The 17,443-nt window shown below is 51.7% G+C and carries 16 protein-coding genes and 3 pseudogenes; 9 read left to right on the top strand and 10 right to left on the bottom strand.

Translation table 11 applies throughout. From position 1 onward, the window contains the following. The first annotated feature begins 155 nt into the window (after positions 1–155). The 3 genes from WG29040_RS05780 to WG29040_RS05770 all read left to right on the top strand — a co-directional run bounded on the left by WG29040_RS05780 (position 156) and on the right by WG29040_RS05770 (position 2,187). Complete coding sequence (locus WG29040_RS05780; RefSeq protein ID WP_127195831.1) at positions 156–1,358, top strand: MFS transporter; 1,203 nt, start codon at positions 156–158, stop codon at positions 1,356–1,358. A 104-nt stretch (positions 1,359–1,462) separates the two neighbouring features. Next, positions 1,463–1,759, top strand: a complete 297-nt coding sequence (locus tag WG29040_RS05775; protein ID WP_003446549.1) for a DUF6388 family protein — start codon at positions 1,463–1,465, stop codon at positions 1,757–1,759. Positions 1,760–1,875: 116 nt separating this feature from the next. Continuing rightward, positions 1,876–2,187 (top strand): hypothetical protein, encoded by a 312-nt coding sequence (locus tag WG29040_RS05770; RefSeq protein WP_003446546.1) that lies wholly within the window; start codon positions 1,876–1,878, stop codon positions 2,185–2,187. 139 nt (positions 2,188–2,326) lie between these two features. Here the strand turns inward: WG29040_RS05770 and WG29040_RS05765 are convergent, their stop codons facing one another. Beyond that, on the bottom strand, positions 2,327–2,845 hold the full coding sequence (locus WG29040_RS05765; protein ID WP_003446544.1) for a DUF4142 domain-containing protein: 519 nt from the start codon (positions 2,843–2,845) through the stop codon (positions 2,327–2,329). 296 nt (positions 2,846–3,141) lie between these two features. On the opposite strand from WG29040_RS05765, the gene WG29040_RS05760 reads away from it, so the two are divergent. Further along, positions 3,142–3,852, top strand: coding sequence for a CatB-related O-acetyltransferase (locus tag WG29040_RS05760; RefSeq protein WP_158525117.1), 711 nt, complete (start codon positions 3,142–3,144; stop codon positions 3,850–3,852). Positions 3,853–4,288: 436 nt separating this feature from the next. Here the strand turns inward: WG29040_RS05760 and WG29040_RS05755 are convergent. Together WG29040_RS05755 and istA are read right to left on the bottom strand one after the other, a co-directional pair. After that, positions 4,289–5,044, bottom strand: a pseudogene (locus WG29040_RS05755) (ATP-binding protein). Between the two features lie 4 nt (positions 5,045–5,048). Further along, positions 5,049–6,536: pseudogene (gene istA / locus WG29040_RS05750) on the bottom strand (IS21 family transposase). A gap of 499 nt (positions 6,537–7,035) precedes the next feature. Here istA and WG29040_RS05745 point away from each other — a divergent pair. Further along, positions 7,036–7,824: a hypothetical protein gene (locus tag WG29040_RS05745; protein ID WP_127195830.1), complete on the top strand. Its 789-nt coding sequence runs from the start codon at positions 7,036–7,038 to the stop codon at positions 7,822–7,824. Positions 7,825–8,075: 251 nt separating this feature from the next. On the opposite strand, the gene WG29040_RS05740 is transcribed toward WG29040_RS05745, so the two are convergent. The 3 genes from WG29040_RS05740 to WG29040_RS05730 all read right to left on the bottom strand — a co-directional run bounded on the left by WG29040_RS05740 (position 8,076) and on the right by WG29040_RS05730 (position 10,031). Beyond that, positions 8,076–8,552: a hypothetical protein gene (locus WG29040_RS05740; RefSeq protein ID WP_127195829.1), complete on the bottom strand. Its 477-nt coding sequence runs from the start codon at positions 8,550–8,552 to the stop codon at positions 8,076–8,078. A 72-nt stretch (positions 8,553–8,624) separates the two neighbouring features. Beyond that, a complete protein-coding gene (locus WG29040_RS05735) occupies positions 8,625–8,825 on the bottom strand; it encodes a hypothetical protein (protein ID WP_127195828.1) in 201 nt (66 codons plus the stop codon). 381 nt (positions 8,826–9,206) lie between these two features. Beyond that, positions 9,207–10,031: a hypothetical protein gene (locus tag WG29040_RS05730; RefSeq protein WP_127195827.1), complete on the bottom strand. Its 825-nt coding sequence runs from the start codon at positions 10,029–10,031 to the stop codon at positions 9,207–9,209. 553 nt (positions 10,032–10,584) lie between these two features. Between WG29040_RS05730 and WG29040_RS05725 the strand changes: the two genes are divergently transcribed. From WG29040_RS05725 to WG29040_RS05720, 3 genes and pseudogenes are all read left to right on the top strand, one after another. Continuing rightward, entirely contained in the window at positions 10,585–11,844 is a 1,260-nt protein-coding gene (locus WG29040_RS05725) for an integrase arm-type DNA-binding domain-containing protein (RefSeq protein ID WP_127195826.1), read from the top strand. A gap of 40 nt (positions 11,845–11,884) precedes the next feature. After that, a pseudogene (locus WG29040_RS24690) lies at positions 11,885–12,011 on the top strand (integrase); the annotation flags it as partial. 346 nt (positions 12,012–12,357) lie between these two features. Then, on the top strand, positions 12,358–13,152 hold the full coding sequence (locus WG29040_RS05720; RefSeq protein WP_127195825.1) for a hypothetical protein: 795 nt from the start codon (positions 12,358–12,360) through the stop codon (positions 13,150–13,152). A gap of 364 nt (positions 13,153–13,516) precedes the next feature. Here WG29040_RS05720 and WG29040_RS05715 read toward each other — a convergent pair whose 3' ends face one another. Beyond that, the gene (locus WG29040_RS05715) at positions 13,517–14,401 is read right to left on the bottom strand and encodes a LysR family transcriptional regulator (RefSeq protein WP_127195824.1); all 885 of its coding nucleotides are present in this window, start codon (positions 14,399–14,401) and stop codon (positions 13,517–13,519) included. 105 nt (positions 14,402–14,506) lie between these two features. On the opposite strand from WG29040_RS05715, the gene WG29040_RS05710 reads away from it, so the two are divergent. Then, positions 14,507–14,800: a muconolactone Delta-isomerase family protein gene (locus WG29040_RS05710; protein ID WP_095055732.1), complete on the top strand. Its 294-nt coding sequence runs from the start codon at positions 14,507–14,509 to the stop codon at positions 14,798–14,800. A 98-nt stretch (positions 14,801–14,898) separates the two neighbouring features. Here WG29040_RS05710 and WG29040_RS05705 read toward each other — a convergent pair whose 3' ends face one another. From WG29040_RS05705 to WG29040_RS05695, 3 genes are all read right to left on the bottom strand, one after another. Next, a complete protein-coding gene (locus tag WG29040_RS05705) occupies positions 14,899–16,464 on the bottom strand; it encodes an IS66 family transposase (protein WP_127195823.1) in 1,566 nt (521 codons plus the stop codon). A gap of 61 nt (positions 16,465–16,525) precedes the next feature. Next, positions 16,526–16,861, bottom strand: coding sequence for an IS66 family insertion sequence element accessory protein TnpB (gene tnpB, locus WG29040_RS24490; RefSeq protein WP_133309071.1), 336 nt, complete (start codon positions 16,859–16,861; stop codon positions 16,526–16,528). Beyond that, positions 16,858–17,190: a transposase gene (locus tag WG29040_RS05695; protein WP_256681522.1), complete on the bottom strand. Its 333-nt coding sequence runs from the start codon at positions 17,188–17,190 to the stop codon at positions 16,858–16,860. The genes tnpB and WG29040_RS05695 overlap by 4 nt, the downstream gene beginning before the upstream one ends. Positions 17,191–17,443 lie beyond the last annotated feature (253 nt).

The following is a 17,443-nucleotide window of genomic DNA, read 5'->3' as shown; positions in this document are numbered from 1 at the left end:
CGCTTCTGCAGTTGAGAGAGCAGCTTTTGAAGTGAACAGCATTGCCTCACTGAGGTGCCTTGTCGTTTAAAAATCAAAATCCTGGACATATTCAGTGACATCCATGACAGGCAGTCCCGATACTTGATCGTCTTCCCATGCCAACGAGACAGTCAATGTCCGCTTCTTCTGCTGCTACCAAACCTTTAAGCACTGCCCTGATCCTGTTGATGGCAACCGCCACCGGCCTGGCTGTCGCCAGTAACTATTACGCCCAGCCCTTGCTGCACACCATCGCCCAGCAACTGGGCTTGAGCATGAGCAGCGCCGGCACCGTGGTGATCACCGCGCAACTCAGCTACGGTGCCGGCCTGTTGTTGCTGGTGCCGCTGGGCGACCTGTTCGAACAACGCCGCCTGATCGTCAGCATGACCGTGCTCAGCGCCCTGGGCCTGTTATTGAGTGCATTCGCACCTTCACTGCCCTGGCTTCTGGTCGGCACGGCGATGACCGGCCTGTTTTCGGTTTCCGCCCAGGTGCTGGTGCCAATGGCCGCCAGCCTGACAGACCCGCAGAGCCGGGGCCGGGTAGTGGGTACTTTGATGAGCGGCCTGCTGCTGGGGATATTGCTGGCCCGAACCGTAGCAGGGGCGCTGTCTTCGGCGGGTGACTGGCGGACCATTTATCTGGTGGCTGCAGCCTTGATGACCGTCAGCGCCATCGCCCTGTTTTGCGCGCTGCCCAACCATCACCAGAGCGCAGGCCTGAGCTACCCGAAACTGCTGGGGTCGGTGTTCAAGCTGTTTGTCGAAGAACCGGTGCTGCGCCTGCGCTCGATCCTGGGCCTGTTGACCTTCTCGCTGTTCGCCCTGTTCTGGACTCCGCTGGCCTTTTTGCTGGCCGTGCCGCCCTACAGCTACTCGGACGCGATCATTGGCCTGTTCGGCCTGGCAGGCGCTGTCGGGGCGGTGGCCGCCAACTGGGCCGGGCGCATGGCCGATCGCGGCAAAGGCCAACTGGCCACCACCGTCGGCTTGCTGGCCCTGCTGGCGTGCTGGTTGCCCATGGCGTTTGCCGGTCACTCATTGCTTGCACTGCTGATTGGTGTACTTGTGCTCGATTTTGCCGTGCAACTGGTGCACGTCAGCAACCAGAATGCGGTGTTTAAAGTCCGCCCGGCCGCCCGCAATCGCCTCAACGCCGGCTACATCACCTGCTATTTCATTGGTGGCGCACTGGGCTCTCTGGTAGGGGCGCAGACCTATTCGGTCTATGGCTGGAACGGCATTGTGATCGTCGGCGCGGTGGTGGCAACTCTGGCACTGGCGGTATGGGGCTATGCCTTGCAGCAGGAAAGCAGGCTGCAGCCCGTCGCCTAAGGGTGGTTGCGGCACTTTTCATCACCGGGCGAACTCGCTAGGATGCGTATCCCACCTGAAAACGGTCCGCCAACGCGGGCCGTCTTACTGCTTCGAGACGCCGCATGATCCCTAAAGAATCCCGTAACGAACTGGCCCTGGACACTTTCATCAAAGCGCACCCCGAGCTGCTCGAGGAGATGAAAGAACTCAGCGCTGAAGATCGACAGCAACAAATTCTCTGGGCATTCGAGAGCGCCGCCGACGATCTGGGTATTGAAGCCTGGGAGCTGGCACTGCAACTGATCGCCCGCTCGCCGCAGGAGCTCGAAGCCATGCGCCTTGAAGTCCATCAAGAAGTGGCCGAAGCCCTGGAGATGAGCTGGGAAGAATACTGCGGCTTGAATGACATCGCAGTCTGAGCGCCCCGCCAGCGGTGCAGGGTCAACCCGTCACCGCTCGTCGCTTGCATCGCACTAATCCCCCGCGCCAGCACACCAATATCAGGTACGACTCCCAACTGTCTGGAGACGCAACCATGATTAGCTCATCGATCAAAATCCTGTCGCTGGCCGCCGCACTCTGTGTGGTATCCGCCACCAGCCTGGCCGACTCCTCCACTGGCCCGACCGTGCCGATACAACCGACCGAGCCGCCCTCCGGCCAGGACGTCAAGCCCACCATCAATCTCGACTCCAAGATCCATAACGACGCAGACGTACCTAACCATCCATCAGTGGACCCACGGGTGCAGGGCGATGACCCCGGGCGTCAGGGCGGGATGAATACTGATGGCAATGGCCCGATTGGCAGTGACCCGGTTGCACCGCCAACCACACCAAAACCCTGAACCTCCATTGCCAGCAGCAGGTCTGTAGGAGCTGGCTTTCCCGAGACGGGTTCACCCCGCGGGCTCAGGCAAAACCTGTTGCCCGCATCGCTGCAAAGCCAGACTCCCACAGGGTTTTGCAAGATTCAGGGAGTGCGGCTCAAGATTTGTGATGGGCGTCCACCAGCTTCTTGGCCATCACCAGGTGCATCTCGAGTTTGGGCAGGTATTTTTCGGCGAAGGCCTTCAATTCGGGAGAGTCAGGGTTCTTGATCTGCTGCTCGAACAACTCAATGGCCTCTTCATGGGCCTTGACCTGATTGGCGGCATAGGCGGCATCAAATGAGTCGCCTTCCTGTATTTGCAGCATCAGCTTCTTGGCCTTACCCAGGATTTGCTCGTCGGTCGAGACTTGCAGATCGTGCTTTTGCGCGAGTTCTTTCAAGTCCCGGTTGGCATCCGTATGGTCCTTGATCATCTCCACGGCGTAGCTCTCTATATCCGTTGAAGACGTTTTGCCAATCGCCATACGGCTGGTTTCAATCTCGGCTATCCCGGCCGCAGATGCCTCATCCACGAAGTTGGCCGGACTGGCTGCTACAGCGGTACCCGCCACCACCAGGGCACATGCAAGGGCACAGCCTGCGACGAAGCGTTTAGGGCCAATCAGGTGTTTCATAACGTCCTCCAGAAAAAGGCAGGTTTATTCCCTGCACTGAATCTGAAGGCCCATGACCACAAAGGTTTAGATAAAGGCTTTTTTTCTGACCGACGGACACTACTGGCATCGAGCAGGATCAACTACGCCCCCTTTTGACCCCCATCAATGACACTGCCCAGATATTCGATACCTTCACCGACCTAGAGGTTGAATGGCCCGTGACGGGGACAAAAAATCACTACCTCCATTGCGTAACACATTGAAACAAATGCACAGTGAGACACGTCCTGCATTAGAAGCCAGCGATCACTGCCATGAAAATAATTATTAACTACATCAGAAACCGATATTGGAAGAACTGGATTCGCAAGCACAAATGCAAAGTTTCTGGCGGCCTGCATTCACTGCACAAAAGAAGCACCTTGCGTCTGGAGGAAGGCGTATCTCTGGGGCATATGATCATTGAGCCTAAAAACCTGAAGATCGGCGCCCACACCTATATCCGAAGTGATTGTGTCCTTACCGCGGTTTCCTCAATCGGCCGGTTCTGCTCTATCGGAACGGGGTGTGTCATCGGGCAAGAAAAGGGCGGGCATCCTTCCACCTGGCTCAGCTCTCATCCATTCCAGTACACCAACACTGGATTGACCTACGATCCTGAAATATCCGACGTGACCATTGGCCATGATGTCTGGATTGGTCACAGTGCGATGATCATGGAAGGCGTAACAGTTGGCACCGGAGCGATAATTGCCACCCGGTCAGTGGTTGCTCATGATGTCCCGCCCTATGCAGTAGTCGCAGGTTTACCTGCGAAAGTAGTCAAATACAGGCATACACCAGAAATGATTTCGCAATTGCTGAATAGCAAGTGGTGGGATTGTGAGATCGACTCTCTGCGAGACTTGCCGCTGAATGACCCCACTGCAGCCCTGCCAATGCTGGAGGAGCTGCGTAAAGAAAAGCCGGCTCGATATCAAGAGATTCAGGTAACGCGCAGAGGTTGCTGTGTAGTGGCCAACTAACTCCGGACACGGCGTCAAGCTTTTGGACTACCCGTCTGCCCTAGACCTCGGCCCGGGCCATATCCCGGGCTTAGTAGACCCCCTTGCCGGTGGCGGTGCTCACGCAGCCGCAAAAAACAGAAAATCCCCTACCCTTTCCATATCGCCTTTTTGCAGACGCCAGAAACCACAAACCCCCGACTTTCTCTAGGGAAATCAGGGGTTTGTGTTTACTTAATGTGGCGGTGAAGGAGAGACTTTCCACGAATCCAGTTAAAACCCAGTAAACACGTGGCTTACAGACCTTAAACTGTTGCCGCCGATTGAAAATTGACCCAGGGCGGATTGCTGATTTTTTGCATCAGCAACTGTGGATAAGCTTAGCAGCAGTTTCCTGCTGACATAGGCACTAAGCCCCACCGCATCCAGGGATGCGGCGGGGAACTCCCGGTGTTGATTAAAATGGTTCATCGTCCTCTGTACCGTCATCGTCCTTGCGCTTTCGCTCACGTGATTTGATCTTTGTCTGGTCGACCAAGCTGCTGTGTTGCAGGCGGCAGGACTCGTCGCCCGTTTCGACGATGTGGCAGTGGTGTGTCAGCCGATCTAGCAACGCTAGTGGTCATCTTGGCGTCACCGAACACACTCGACCATTCCGAGAAGCTGAGGTTGGTGGTATAGCTTGGACAGCAGGTGAAATAACAGGGCACCACCGCTCTGACTGAAGCTCATTGAGTATCACCAGGTCTGTGCGAAGCAGTCCTTGAGCGATTCGGCCTCCCTTACCCTCGAATTTTTCGCGCTCCAGCAAATTGACCAGATCCACCGTGGAGTAGAAGCGCACGCTTTTGTGATGCGTCTTGATCCCGGACACGGCCAAGGCGGTGGCCAGATGCGTTTTACCTGTTCCAGGCCCGCCGATGAACACGACATTCTGCGCGGTATCGGTGAACTCTAGGCTGGACAGATCCCTGACCAAGCGGGCGTCTGCGATGGAAGCGCTGAAGTCGAAGCCTGCCAAATCACGATGCATGGGGAGTTTGGCCATGTTCATCTGATGATTCACAGAGCGTACGGCGCGATCTGCATGTTCCTGTTGAAGCAGATGCTCGAGCAGCCATTTCGACGACGCCGTCGAAGCTTCTCCTTGGGACGCCAGCTCTTCCCATGCGCTGGCCATGCCATGCAGCCGCAGTTCTTTGAGTTCCGCCATAAGATCACGCATTGCGAGTCTCCTCATCGGTGGTACGGAGCCGGTCGTAGCGAGCCGTATTGGCGACAGGCGCGACCTTGAGTTGAAGACTGGTTTCGGCAGATGGAGGGGCTGCTGTCGATATCAGTCGAGCCAGGACATTCAGGATGTGATCAGCGCCCAAACTGCCTGATTCAAGTACCAACTCCACACCCACCAACACGGCATCGAGCCCGGCGATGGGAACCGCAGCCAGTACCTGCGTCATGACTCGATCACCATTGGTGTGACGTCTCAGACCACGCTTGAGAAGCAGCAACGGCTGGCAGATCGGCAAACGGAGCGCCATTGCGCAGCGCTCCGGGCTTGCGTTCGATGAGTGGGATGTAATGCTGCCAGTCATAGCTGACCTGGTCTCGATCAAAGAGGCGCTCGTGACTGGCAATCATCGTTTCATCGGCGATGACCACTACCCGGGAGGGATACAGGCGGCTGCTGACCCACTGACCGACCCGTTCACACGGCACCGAGTAGCGATTTCGCGTCACGCTGATCAGACAGGCGCTGGAGACCCGCACCGTGCGTTCGACATAGCCGTCAAAGGCCGTGGGCATTGGCATCATTTCCACCTGTTCCAGTTCCAGGACGTCCGCCACCGTCAGCCCGTTGTACTGTGGGTGCAGCAACTCGTTCCAGAGCGCACGACAGCGTTGTCCAAGCCAGACATTCAGTTCTTCGAAGGTGTGGAACATGCAATCTTGAGCATCGAGCCAAATACGTCGCCGGCCGTCCTGAACGTTCTTTTCGACGATGCTTTTCTCCCAGCCAGAGGCCACGTTGCAGAAATCCGGATCAAATAAATAGTGCGCGCACATCACGGCAAATCGAGCATTGACCGTGCGGCCCTTACCCTTGTTGACAGCGGTCTTCATGTTGTCGTAGATGCCGCGACGCGGCACCCCACCTAACGCGCCAAACGAGCGGGTATGGGCATCGAACAACATCTCGTGGCCTTGGCTGGGATACGCAACCAACCAAAATGTGCGCCTGGCGCACAGCTTCATGTGGGAGACCTGGATGCGTCGAAACAGGCCGCCGATCAGCAGGCCTTCTTCGCTCCAGTCGAACTGAAGGCCTCGCCGAGTGCGAACGACAAAGGTACAAAGGCCCGTAAGGATTTGCCTTGCTCACAGCGCCACGAACGTATGAAGGCGGTGAGCTGGCTGTAGCCCCCGTCGTAACCCTCGGCCTTAATCTGCTCGAAGAGCGCTTTGGCGCTCCTGCGATTGTGCTTTGCCCGAAACGAATCGGCCTTGAGCACTTGCTCCAGCGTCTGGTGAAACGGACTGAGTTTGTTGGAGGCTACACACCGCAGGTACGCCGGCTGAGTTGCTTCGGGTGCTCTGACCCATTTTCGGATGGTGTTTCTCGACAGCCCGGTACGCTTGGCTATCTGATGCAGCGACAGCTTGTCGCGAAAATACATGCGCCGAATTTTGCCCATCATTTCCATGCTGATCACCCTGTGTTCTCCTGCTCAAAAATTGAGCAGAAGCAGTTGAACACCTGGGTCAGTTTTCGGTCAGCGGCAACACTGTATATCTTGATGTGTAATTTAGTTTTATATATATGTTTAATGTTATTTATTTAACTTAACATATATATGTGAAAATTTTTGCGTTTAGTCTTGATTTTGGCTGCTTAAATGTTACGCTGATATTATTTAGTGTTGTTATTAAACGAAAGCCAATAGTTTTGCGTTGTGATAAAATGATTGCGTTATTTTTATGGAGGCCGCCAATGGCGGTTTTTTCATGTGCTTTTTTTGACGCTAAATAATCAGTCAAAAAGTTTGAGCCCACTTTCAAGCCAATCAATATAGGACTTCATTATACTAAACACCCTGTGTTGGTCAAAAAATTAGCATGGCATACTGGGTGCAATGAAACAGCTGGTGCGAAAGGCATGTTTTCCGTGTAACTATTTTATTAAAAATATAGGAGTAAACAGGGATGTATAAGAAGAGTTTTTTGTGTGTTTCCATGTTGAGCTTTAGTCTTGTGGGCTGCCAGCACACTCAGCAAAGCAATGGCCAGTATGCAGCTGATGCAAACTATCTTGGGAAAAGTTATATCGTCACAAAAGACCAAACATACATGGGCATACGGGACGCCTTGGCTGACGGTCAAAAAGTCACTATCGTGCAAACTTTTAGAAGCCCTAACGGTTTACTTCTCGTCAAAGTCGCAGACGACTCGGGAAAAGTAATGTTTGACCAGCCTTATGGTTTGGGCGATTTGGGGTTGGTTGATGAGATTAGCGACCCAGTTCAGAAATCAGTAGACGAGAACAAGGTTCGGGCAGGGATACTTGGAAAGCAACAACATGGTTATGGTAGAAAGCTATTCGACGAAGATTATAGCTACACTTCAACAGTAGAAAATACTCGACTCGATGGTCTGGTAGCACACGGAGAATATAGACGAGATGGTTTAGGTGCTATTTGCGCTAAGGGCACAGTATTTCTGACTGTAAAGCAATCCGCTATTATCGCGACCCCAGGTAGTTCCGTGTCATATCGTATCTATGTCGATAAGCAGAAAACATACGATGTACCTGCGGAAATGGCAACGTACTCTGCTCTTTTTTCTAAACCACCAGAACCTCTCATTCAAGACCTTCTAAACGGCAGGGAAGGTGTTTTGCGAGTCACCACATCGACAACTGTTCGAACCATCAATTATAGGCTTGATGGATTTGCAGAAATGTATACCAGAGTTAGAAACAACTGTTCTAAGTAAACAATCTAAATGTAGATAATGAGACAAATTAAATTATCTACATTTTACCTTTACGTCAGTGACGGTCGTTGTATCTACTTTTTCTTCCTTTAATATATCAATGAACCATTTTAATTTTTCTATCATCAAGATTGACTAAGGTGCTAATGATAATTTCATGATGCTTTCCAGTTTTTCTGTAAGTGCTCTATGAACCCCACCTTTAAAAGGTGGGGTTCATAGAGCACTTACAGATTTTTTAACGAGAATTTTTATTCTTCTTCGCCACTCATCGCTGTCGCAAGCCCCGCAAACCTGAAACCCCATGTGAGAACAAGCAGAGCAACAATGATCCCCACTCCAACCCATACGCCGTTAAATATCGTTGAGAGCAATGCGAACGGAATTATCAAACCACCAAACCCAGCCACGCCCACAAAGGCCCAAAAGCCACCCCAAAGAGACCAGGTGGTTAGAAGGCTAAACAGAAATAACAACAAGCCAAATGCGAATGATGCTAGATATATAGCGGTGCCTGTATACACCCGTAACTTTTTAAATATAGATAAAGGCAGCAGTATAAAAACAACCACGGCTAAGCAGAACCACGCAAAGGTGCTCACCCACGGCAGTATATAAGTTGAAGCCTTCGCCAACCCGATAAAAAACACCACTGGGAGCGAAAGGAAGGCCAGAAATGCGACCACCCAAAATGCAACACTTCCCATCCCCTTGACAAAACTCCCCACTTTAAGCACCTCCACTGTTTGATTTATAGCAAGTCATACGCATGATGCTACGACACATATTTTTATATACTGCTAGAAATATTGTTGTTTCGGGTTGACCGCAATAATCGTAAGTCCTGCTACGCCTAATTTGAAAAATTTTATTGAATCTTTGCTGGCAAGTTTCAAAACACTCGGGTCGTCTTGTGCTGGCACAGTGTCACTATCAAACTCAAATTCGGAGCGTTGCTTGGCTCCATCAGTAATGCACTCATAAATCACTTTATATCGCATATCTATATCCTTATTTAGTCACTAATTAAATCAAGTAGCATTGATTCTATCTACCATGTGATTTTGCATTTTCCTTCAAAAAACGAACCGTTAGCGGTGCCGCCTACAATGTTGTTGTTTGGTAGAATAACTGCATGATGAACACCTGCTCCTATGTACTCACCAATATATATAGCAATAGAATAAGTGGTATTCCCGCTATACAAGTTCAATACCTCATCTTGGTTCGTGAGTTTTGACACGAAACTGGCAAGCCCTGACTTGAATTGGTATCTGCCATTGGCGGTTTTTTCATACCGACAATATAAAAACTCTTTTCCCGATATCAACCCTTCTAAAAACCTCTCAACTAATACTAAAACCTCCTTCCGAAATCCCTACTCATTCCTTTCTCATCTGTTCAGCAAGCCAATCTCTCGTACTTTCATCTTCTTGCACTCGGTCTTTTTCTGAAAAAACATTCACTCCTATACGATTATTAGAACGAGTAATTTTTGAAAAATCTTTTTGAATCTTTTGAATATCATTAGCAATCTGATTGAGCGGGTTCTTACCTAACTCCACCATCCCTTTATATTGCGCAAAGTCAATAGAGAACTCATTTTCGTACAAAGTACCTTCTACATCTTCAAAAATAATATGAACTCGAACATACGGGCTGTATATATCGCCCTTCAACTCTTTTTGTAGATCTAAAAAACTGAATAAAAAAGTAGAAATAACCTGCCGAATCCCCAAGGACTCAACACCTACCGTAAACATTGCTAAATTTTTAAATTTCGCAACCAAAACATCTTCATTTGTACTTACAAGATCACCGTTACGATCCAAGAACTTGAATCTAATTTTTTTTGCGATACCATTTCCAAAATTATTAATTTTTACATTTATAAAATGTATTCCCACAGGGCTATGCTCAAACTCTAACCCAACGTTAGGACGAATATTTTCACGCTTTAGCTCTTTAAGCTGTTGAATTTGTGCTGCTCTTAGATACCAAGTTTCTTTGGCTAAAATAAATGTCAGAACAGCGATTGCTACCGTAGCAATCGCGGATAACCAGGAGGACATCGAATCGCTAGTGAGAGCCCCTCCTCCTAAACTATCGCCAATTACAATACCTAGAATAACAAGAAGTGGCGAAATAACTGCCATACTTGTGATTACTAAGGGCATCATACTTTTTTCATCATTATTAGATTTCATACCAGATATAACACCTCTACTGTACGCAATTTTAGGCACAAGCCAAATACCAGCCCCCTTTCTTTGGAAGCACAATTTTCAACCAGCATCAAACCCGCTTTTACTGTTATGAAGGCTCAGAACAAATCTAACCGATAGGTATAACCATCTAGTAAGACACTAGCATAACGCCATCAGGCATAGGAACAGAGAGGGGCTCTGGCAAAAAAATCTTGCCTCGCAAGGGGATGTAAAGCACTAGGCTTTTTTCAGGCAAAAAAATAGCGACTCATAGCAGGGGCAAAATTTGATGGTCCAAATTTTGCTACAAAATCCTGCTACAAATCGCTATTTTCAAAATCCTTCAAATCATTGATTTGTAAGAACTTTTAGAATGTGGCGGTGAAGGAGTCCGCCAAATCATAATCCACCAAAAACTCAATAAATCCTACAAGCCTTTATAATACGGCACTTATAAGCCTATCATCGTCTCAAGACGTCCACCAACATTCGTCACCTTCCTAGCCTTTGTGGGGGAACAAATGGGGGAACAAAACAGATATAGGATATTCCCATGGGAAAGCTGACCGCTAAGCAAATTGAAAATCTGACTACCCCAGGCACCTACGAGGACGGAGATGGTCTACGCCTCCTGATCAAGCCCAATGGGAAGAAGTATTGGGTACTGCGCTTTCAGCTCTCCGGAAAGCGGAGGGAGATGGGGCTAGGCACCTATCCCGCAATCGATCTTAAGGAAGCTCGGCAAAACAGTAGTGATAAGCGCCGCTTACTGCGCGATGGTATTGACCCCTTACAGGCTCGTGACGATGAACGAGCGGCACAAGTGACCGCTGAGCTGCAACGTAAAAACAAAGCCATCACGTTCCGGGACGTGTCAGCGGATTACATAGAGGCTCATCGTGCTGGCTGGAAAAACGTCAAACACGCCCAGCAATGGACGAACACACTGGCTACTTACGCCGCGCCCGTCATCGGCGAACTCGCCACCAACCAGATCACCACCGAGCACGTCCTCGATATTCTAAAACCCATCTGGAGCAGCAAAGCCGAAACAGCTAGCCGGGTTCGTAACAGGATCGAACTAGTCCTTGATGCCGCCAAAGCACGTGGACTGCGAGACGGTGAAAATCCAGCACGCTGGCGTGGACACCTAGACAAGCTGTTACCACCGAGCTCCAAGGCTAAACGCACCCAAAACCACCCGGCATTGCCTTACTCGGAGCTGGCTCGTTTCATACCGGCACTTGATAGTGTCGAAGGGCAATCCGCCCACGCACTCAAAATGACGATCCTCACTGCCTGCCGAACCAGCGAAGTTCTTGAAGCCGACTGGAGTGAGGTTGATTTGAAAGCCAAGCTATGGACGATTCCAGCGGTGCGAATGAAAGCGGGGAAAATTCATACCGTGCCGTTATCTGATGCGCTTATCGCACTGCTCAATGCTCTCCCACGAATCAAAGGTAGCTCGTTGCTCTTTCCAGGGGCCCGTAAAGGTCGCCCCATTAGCAATATGGCCATGTTAATGACTTTGCGTCGCATGGACCAAAAGGATCTGGAAGATGGTGGCAAGGGCTGGCGCGATAGCAATGACAAAGTCATTACTGCTCACGGGTTTCGGAGCACATTCAGGGACTGGGCTGCTGAATGTACACCCCATGCACGCGAAGTCTGCGAGATGGCTTTGGCTCACGTTGTCGCCAACGGTGCTGAGGCGGCCTACTGGCGGAGTGACTTACTGGAAAAACGCCGTGTATTGATGGCTGATTGGGCCGACTTTGTGACACGCAATGTAAATGGGTCTGCGATTCTTTAGTAACCATGGCGCTGAAGCGGATGGTTCACGAAAGGCGTCAATGCCCTCAATGGCCAGCACTATTCTCAACGAGCATGGTTGGGAGCGGGAGCCTGAGTTGATCGAGGTGGCGCTCGCCGAAGGTGACAAGGACGAAATGCGGGAGCCCCTACAACCGAGCAGATTACAAACCCTATGCAGACACATTTCGGCGGCACCAAAGCGCAGTTCCCTGACCTTCGGGGCGACATTCCTGCTCGCCTGTTCCTACCAATGGATGCTGAAGGAGTCTCGCAGCCCGAGGTTGAAGACGCAGTGCTATATTTGGCAACAAAAGGTCTAAAAAAAAGCTGCAGGTTTGTAACCGTTCCAGTAGGCCCGCGCCGTATCTGACGCAGCCATGCTCTGAAAAACAGGCCTAAATACTTTATAAATCCTCTGGATGGCTGCAGAAGTTCATCTTGCAGCTATTACCTGCTCTCATGTTTTGAAAAAATAGTGAAATTTATGTACCCATCAAATCAGGAAGATAAAATGAACGATCCGACAAACAATTTCCTCACTGTTTATTTGGATGGTACGGACACCGTTACCAAGGAAGTACGGGAAAAAAACCCTTTAGCTCTCCAGCTGTTGAATGAGTGCGTAAACAAGATTGGCGAACAGATCATAAATTGGGGAGTCCTCGGCTCAGCGGCTCAACAATTAGCACTTCAATCTCAGGCAGTTTTCCTTGCTGCTGTCCGCACTGCTATCTCTGGGCATCCTGCTGCGATACATAGCTCGCTTAGAACGGCGTTGGAATGCGCCAGTTACGCTTTACTTGTCGCTAAGAACAGGCCCGAAACGGAGATTCTCTGGGAGAACCGTCACAAGGATAAGGACGCCCTCAGACTGCACAAAAAAACCTTTGGCCCAGCGGTTGAATTAGCTGCCGTTGAGGTAGGTAAACATCAAGCAGATCTAGAGGAGTACCTCAAAGCTCTGTACAACGTATGCATAGACTTCGGGGCACATCCAAACCCTAGGGGTCTGATGCCTCATATCAAAAAAGATAGGGGCGAAGCGGAAGCTGAATATGACTTCGTCACCCTGTATCGTTGGGGGCAACAGGTAGAAATCGGCATGGTTTTCTGTATAGAGGTTGGAATTGGATTGATTTGGTTGCTCGCAACAGCTACAAAAAATAGTGATTTACTGACGCCGCCCAGCACCTACCTAAACAACCTCATGGATCGCAAGTGCGATTACGCTGACGAGATTGTGGGCCACCCAATTGAATACAAAAAAACCATGTACGAACAGGTAGACCCTGATCCTGCTGAGTAAACTCTTTAAAGATGATTAAAAGTCTTGGGCCTCGGCCCAGGCTTTGCGTATCACCTTCAACCGAAGTCGGCTATCAGAGAAAATCAAGATAGAAGTAGTTTCGATACGATGAGCATTCAAAAACGCTCTTTGAAAGTAAGCGTCCGCGGAACACACCTTGCATAGTTAAACGGTCGCCCATTTATGCGGCAGTAACTCCGTAATAGCTTAGCCAAGGTGCCTTCGGCAGGCGCTTACGGCAAAACGGCCAATGCGTGCGTTTGGCTCCAACACGTAGGCACGCAAGTCCCCATGTGGAGATGGAGTTGAATCTAGTCCTTGCCGAATTAATGCTAAGCCGCCAAGAGCGCTTGCCGAATTAATGCTAAGCCGCCAAGAGCGCTTGCCGGAGCGTCGCGACAAGCGGCTTGGGGTCGCCCTTGCGCCAGATGGCATAGACCCTGACCCGTGAAGGAAACCAGGGCAGCTCGCGAAATATGACGCTATCTGCAAGAAAATTCCGAAGACTCGCCTGGACAAAGGTAATGCCCAAACCTGAGGCCACCAGCCGCAAGGCTGCCAGCAGGTCATCCGCCTCTACCTTGATGTCAGGCAAGAAACCGCAAGCGGAGCAGTTCTCAAGAAAACGCTGGCGGGCCGCAGGATTTTTTGACCGGGCCAAGGCAACCCAACGCTCTCCGTTCAAGTCTTGAGGAGCAATGCTCGCTTGCGTGGCCATAGCATGTCTTTTTCCCAGAACAAGCAGTAGCGCTTCGCTTGAAACCTCCATGGACTCTATGTCTGCGCTCTCAGGAACTGAATAAACCAGCCCGAAATCGAGCGATCTACCGAGCAGGGCCTCGGATTGTTCTGAGGAGCCCATGGGACGGAGTTCGAAGGTTGCAGCCTGATGGCCTGATTGTAGGCCCGCAAGGGCACGCGGTAATACATTGGAGTGCATGGCCGCTTCGACATAACCCACGGCAATATGGCCGGTCTCACCAAGAGCGATACTGCGCGCCGCTGCTTCGACTTCAGATGCATGGGCGACCAAGCTGCGCGCCTCCTGATGGAAAAGACGTCCTTCGTCAGTCAGGCGCATGCGCTGACGTACGCGTTCGAACAACCTCAGACCAAGCTGCGCTTCAAGCTGAATGATTTGCCGACTCAAAGGCGACTGCGAGATATGTAGACGGCTGGCGGCTTGACCGACATTTTCAGTTTCAGCGACAGCAATAAACGCAACAAGCAATCGAAGATCTAAGGTCATGTGAATCGGGTCTCAAGTCATGCAGAACGCGTCTTAGACCAGAATAGTATTTTTTGCAATTATCCGTGAACTGTTTAAACGACGAACGCCTTGAAGGGGATATATATGCAGTTCATCACGCTTTCGCGTCGAGTCTCGGAGCGTTTTTCCGATGCGGATTTTGCGCCTCATCTCGAAGCCGAAGCTCAGCGTGCCAGGGCTCTCTATCTGGAGGGATTTATCCGCAACATCTGGCACCGTGGTGACATGGGTGGCGCCTGCCTGCTGGTTGAAGCCGAAAACGAGACTGCCGTTCGGGAAAAGCTGGCAACGCTGCCACTGGTAAATTCCGGGATGCTGGAAGTTACTTCTGTTGTACCGTTGAAACCTTATGGTGGATTTGGTCCAAGAATCCAGTAACCGCTCTTCGTCCGATAATATTTCATACAGAGCCCAAGGAGGCACTCGATGCAATTCATCAAACTAGGGTATGCGTCCGGGCCTCCCGTCTTGCGTCACTAAACCGGTTGCCACCTATGCGGCAGCAGTTGCGCAATATCACTTGCCCGTTGCGTCGGTAGGCGCGTGAGCACGTCCTTCAAATAGGCGTACGGATCATGCCCGTTGAGTCGCGCCGACTGGATCAAACTCATGATCGCCGCCGCCCGTTTTCCGCTGCGCAGGGAACCTGCAAAGAGCCAGTTTTTGCGCCCGAGTGCCCACGGCCGAATCTGGTTCTCGGCCCAATTATTGTCAATGGGTACGGCCCCGTCATCGAGGTAGCGCGATAGCGCTGCCCAGCGTTTCAGGCTGTAGTCCAGTGCTTTGCTGATAGCCGAACCTTCGGGCACAAGATCACGCTGGGCGATCATCCAGGCATGCAGCATATCCATCACCGGCACGGCTTTTTCTTGCCGTATTCGGTGCCTTAAATCCGGCTCAAAGTTGCGCACTTCACTTTCGATTTCGTAAAGCAACTGGATGTAGCGCAGCGCCTGTACGGCGAGCATGCTCTTGTTGGTGGCATGCAATTCAAAGAACTTACGCCGGGCATGGGCCATGCAGCCGATCTCGGTTACACCGAGTTCGAAGCTGGCCTTGTAACCGCCAAAATCATCACACCCCAGCTTGCCCTTCCAGTCTTGCAGGAAGTTGCGAGCATGCTCACCGGCGCGGCTGGGGCTGAAGTCGTAGACGACAGCTGCTGTTTCGCAGAATTGGCTGGTGGCGTAGGCCCAGACATAAGAACGGTGGGTTTTCTTCAAGCCTGGCGCGAGCATCTGCACCGGTGTTTCATCCGCGTGGACGACCTTCTGGCCCAGCACTACGTCGCGCAGTGCATCGAACAAAGGCTGCAACTGCACGCCAGTAACGGCAACCCATTGAGCCAACGTTGAACGTGGAATCGCCAAGCCAGCTCGACCAAAGATCGACTCCTGGCGGTAAAGCGGTAGATGATCAGCGAACCTCGCGATCATGACGTGAGCAAGTAGCCCAGCAGTCGGGATGCCCTTGTCGATGACCTGCGCCGGAACCGGCGCCTGGATCAGCGTTTCGCAGTCATCGCAGACCCACTTGCCACGAACATGACGCTCGACGGTGAATACGCCGGGCGTGTAGTCGAGTTTCTCGCTGACGTCCTCACCGATGCGCTTGAGTGCGCAGCCGCATTGGCAGTGGGTGTTGTCCGGTTCGTGATGGATCAATGTGCGTGGAAACTCTGCCGGCAACGCAGTGCGCTTAGGCTTCCGCTTTTGCTCGGTCGGCGACGGAGCGGCTTGCAAGGCTTGAAGCTCTGCTTCAATCGCCGCGATATCGGTATCGATCAGGTCATTGAGCAAGCTGGCCTGCTGCGGATTCAGCTGCTCGCTGCGCTTGGCAAACTTCAAACGCTTGAGTTGTGCGATCTCGTGGGTCAGCTTCTCGATCACCGTTTGGTCACGGTTGATCTTCTGGCCCATCGTATCAACCGTCTTACCCAGCGTGTCGACTTGATGGTCGAGAGTCTCGACACGCCGCATCAACTGTGCCGCGAACGCGCGCAGTTGTTCAGGATTCTGGTGGTCGAGATCGGGGGAAGTCATGGTGCCGATTTTGCCAGACCAGACAATTCGCGGCGATAGAGCGATAGGCTAATGGCAGCCGTTAAAGCAGTGTGATCGCGCTGCCGGAACCAGCGCGCTGCCATGGCAGGCCCAATACCAGGGCATGTAGTTGCTCGGTATCCAACTCCATTTCAGAGCCATGGCGAATGCCTGGCCAGTGGAACTTACCTTGGTTCAACCGGCGAGCAGCCAGCCAGATGCCGAAGCCGTCATGCACCAGAACTTTCATACGAGTGGCCCGGCGGTTGGCGAACAGATAAGCACAGTGCGGCTTCGCCGCACCGAACACCGCGATCACTCTGGCCAGCGCAGTCTCGGTGCCTGCGCGCATGTCCATCGGCTCGGTGGCAAGCCAAATGGAGTCAAGACGGATCATCGCAGCAGGTCTCGAAGAAAGCTTGCGCAGGCAGCAGCACTTTCGGTCGGCCAATTCACTTTGACGGCGCCGCGCGGGTGTGGAATTTCGAGACAGATCATGGCTGGGGCGACATCCGGTCGTGACGCCGACGACGGCAATGTCATCGGAATAAAGGCAGGTTGCACGACAACACTATTTTGCGATTGCAGCCGAATCCACTTATGGACGAGCTTCGCGTTGAGGCTATGGCTCAGTGCGACATTGGCAATTGAAGCGCCGGGCTGGGCACACTCTTGGATGACCTGGGCCTTGAAGGACTTGGAGTAGGAACGGCGTTGTGGCTGCATGAAATACCCGCTTAAAAGGCTGAAACTGGTGCCCACTTAAATTTAAGTGCACACCATGTCCTGGCTTCGAGGGGCTGGGTAGATGACTTGGCCGGACGCATACCTTTGAAAACTATATAAAAAGTTTTTAGATCAGATCTGAGGGTCCGAACCGGAACGAAAACCTAGCGCTTAGATAAACTTCAAGAAGATGCGGCGGATAAAAGCGATAGACACGAGCAACACATGCCGTAAGTGGCTTCCAGGAGACTGC

It is taken from the genome of Pseudomonas sp. PAMC 29040 (assembly GCF_003994535.1).
Taxonomy (GTDB): Bacteria; Pseudomonadota; Gammaproteobacteria; order Pseudomonadales; family Pseudomonadaceae; genus Aquipseudomonas; species Aquipseudomonas paraversuta.
Note: the sequence above shows the minus strand (reverse complement) of the source record. Positions and strands in the feature narration are given on the sequence as shown.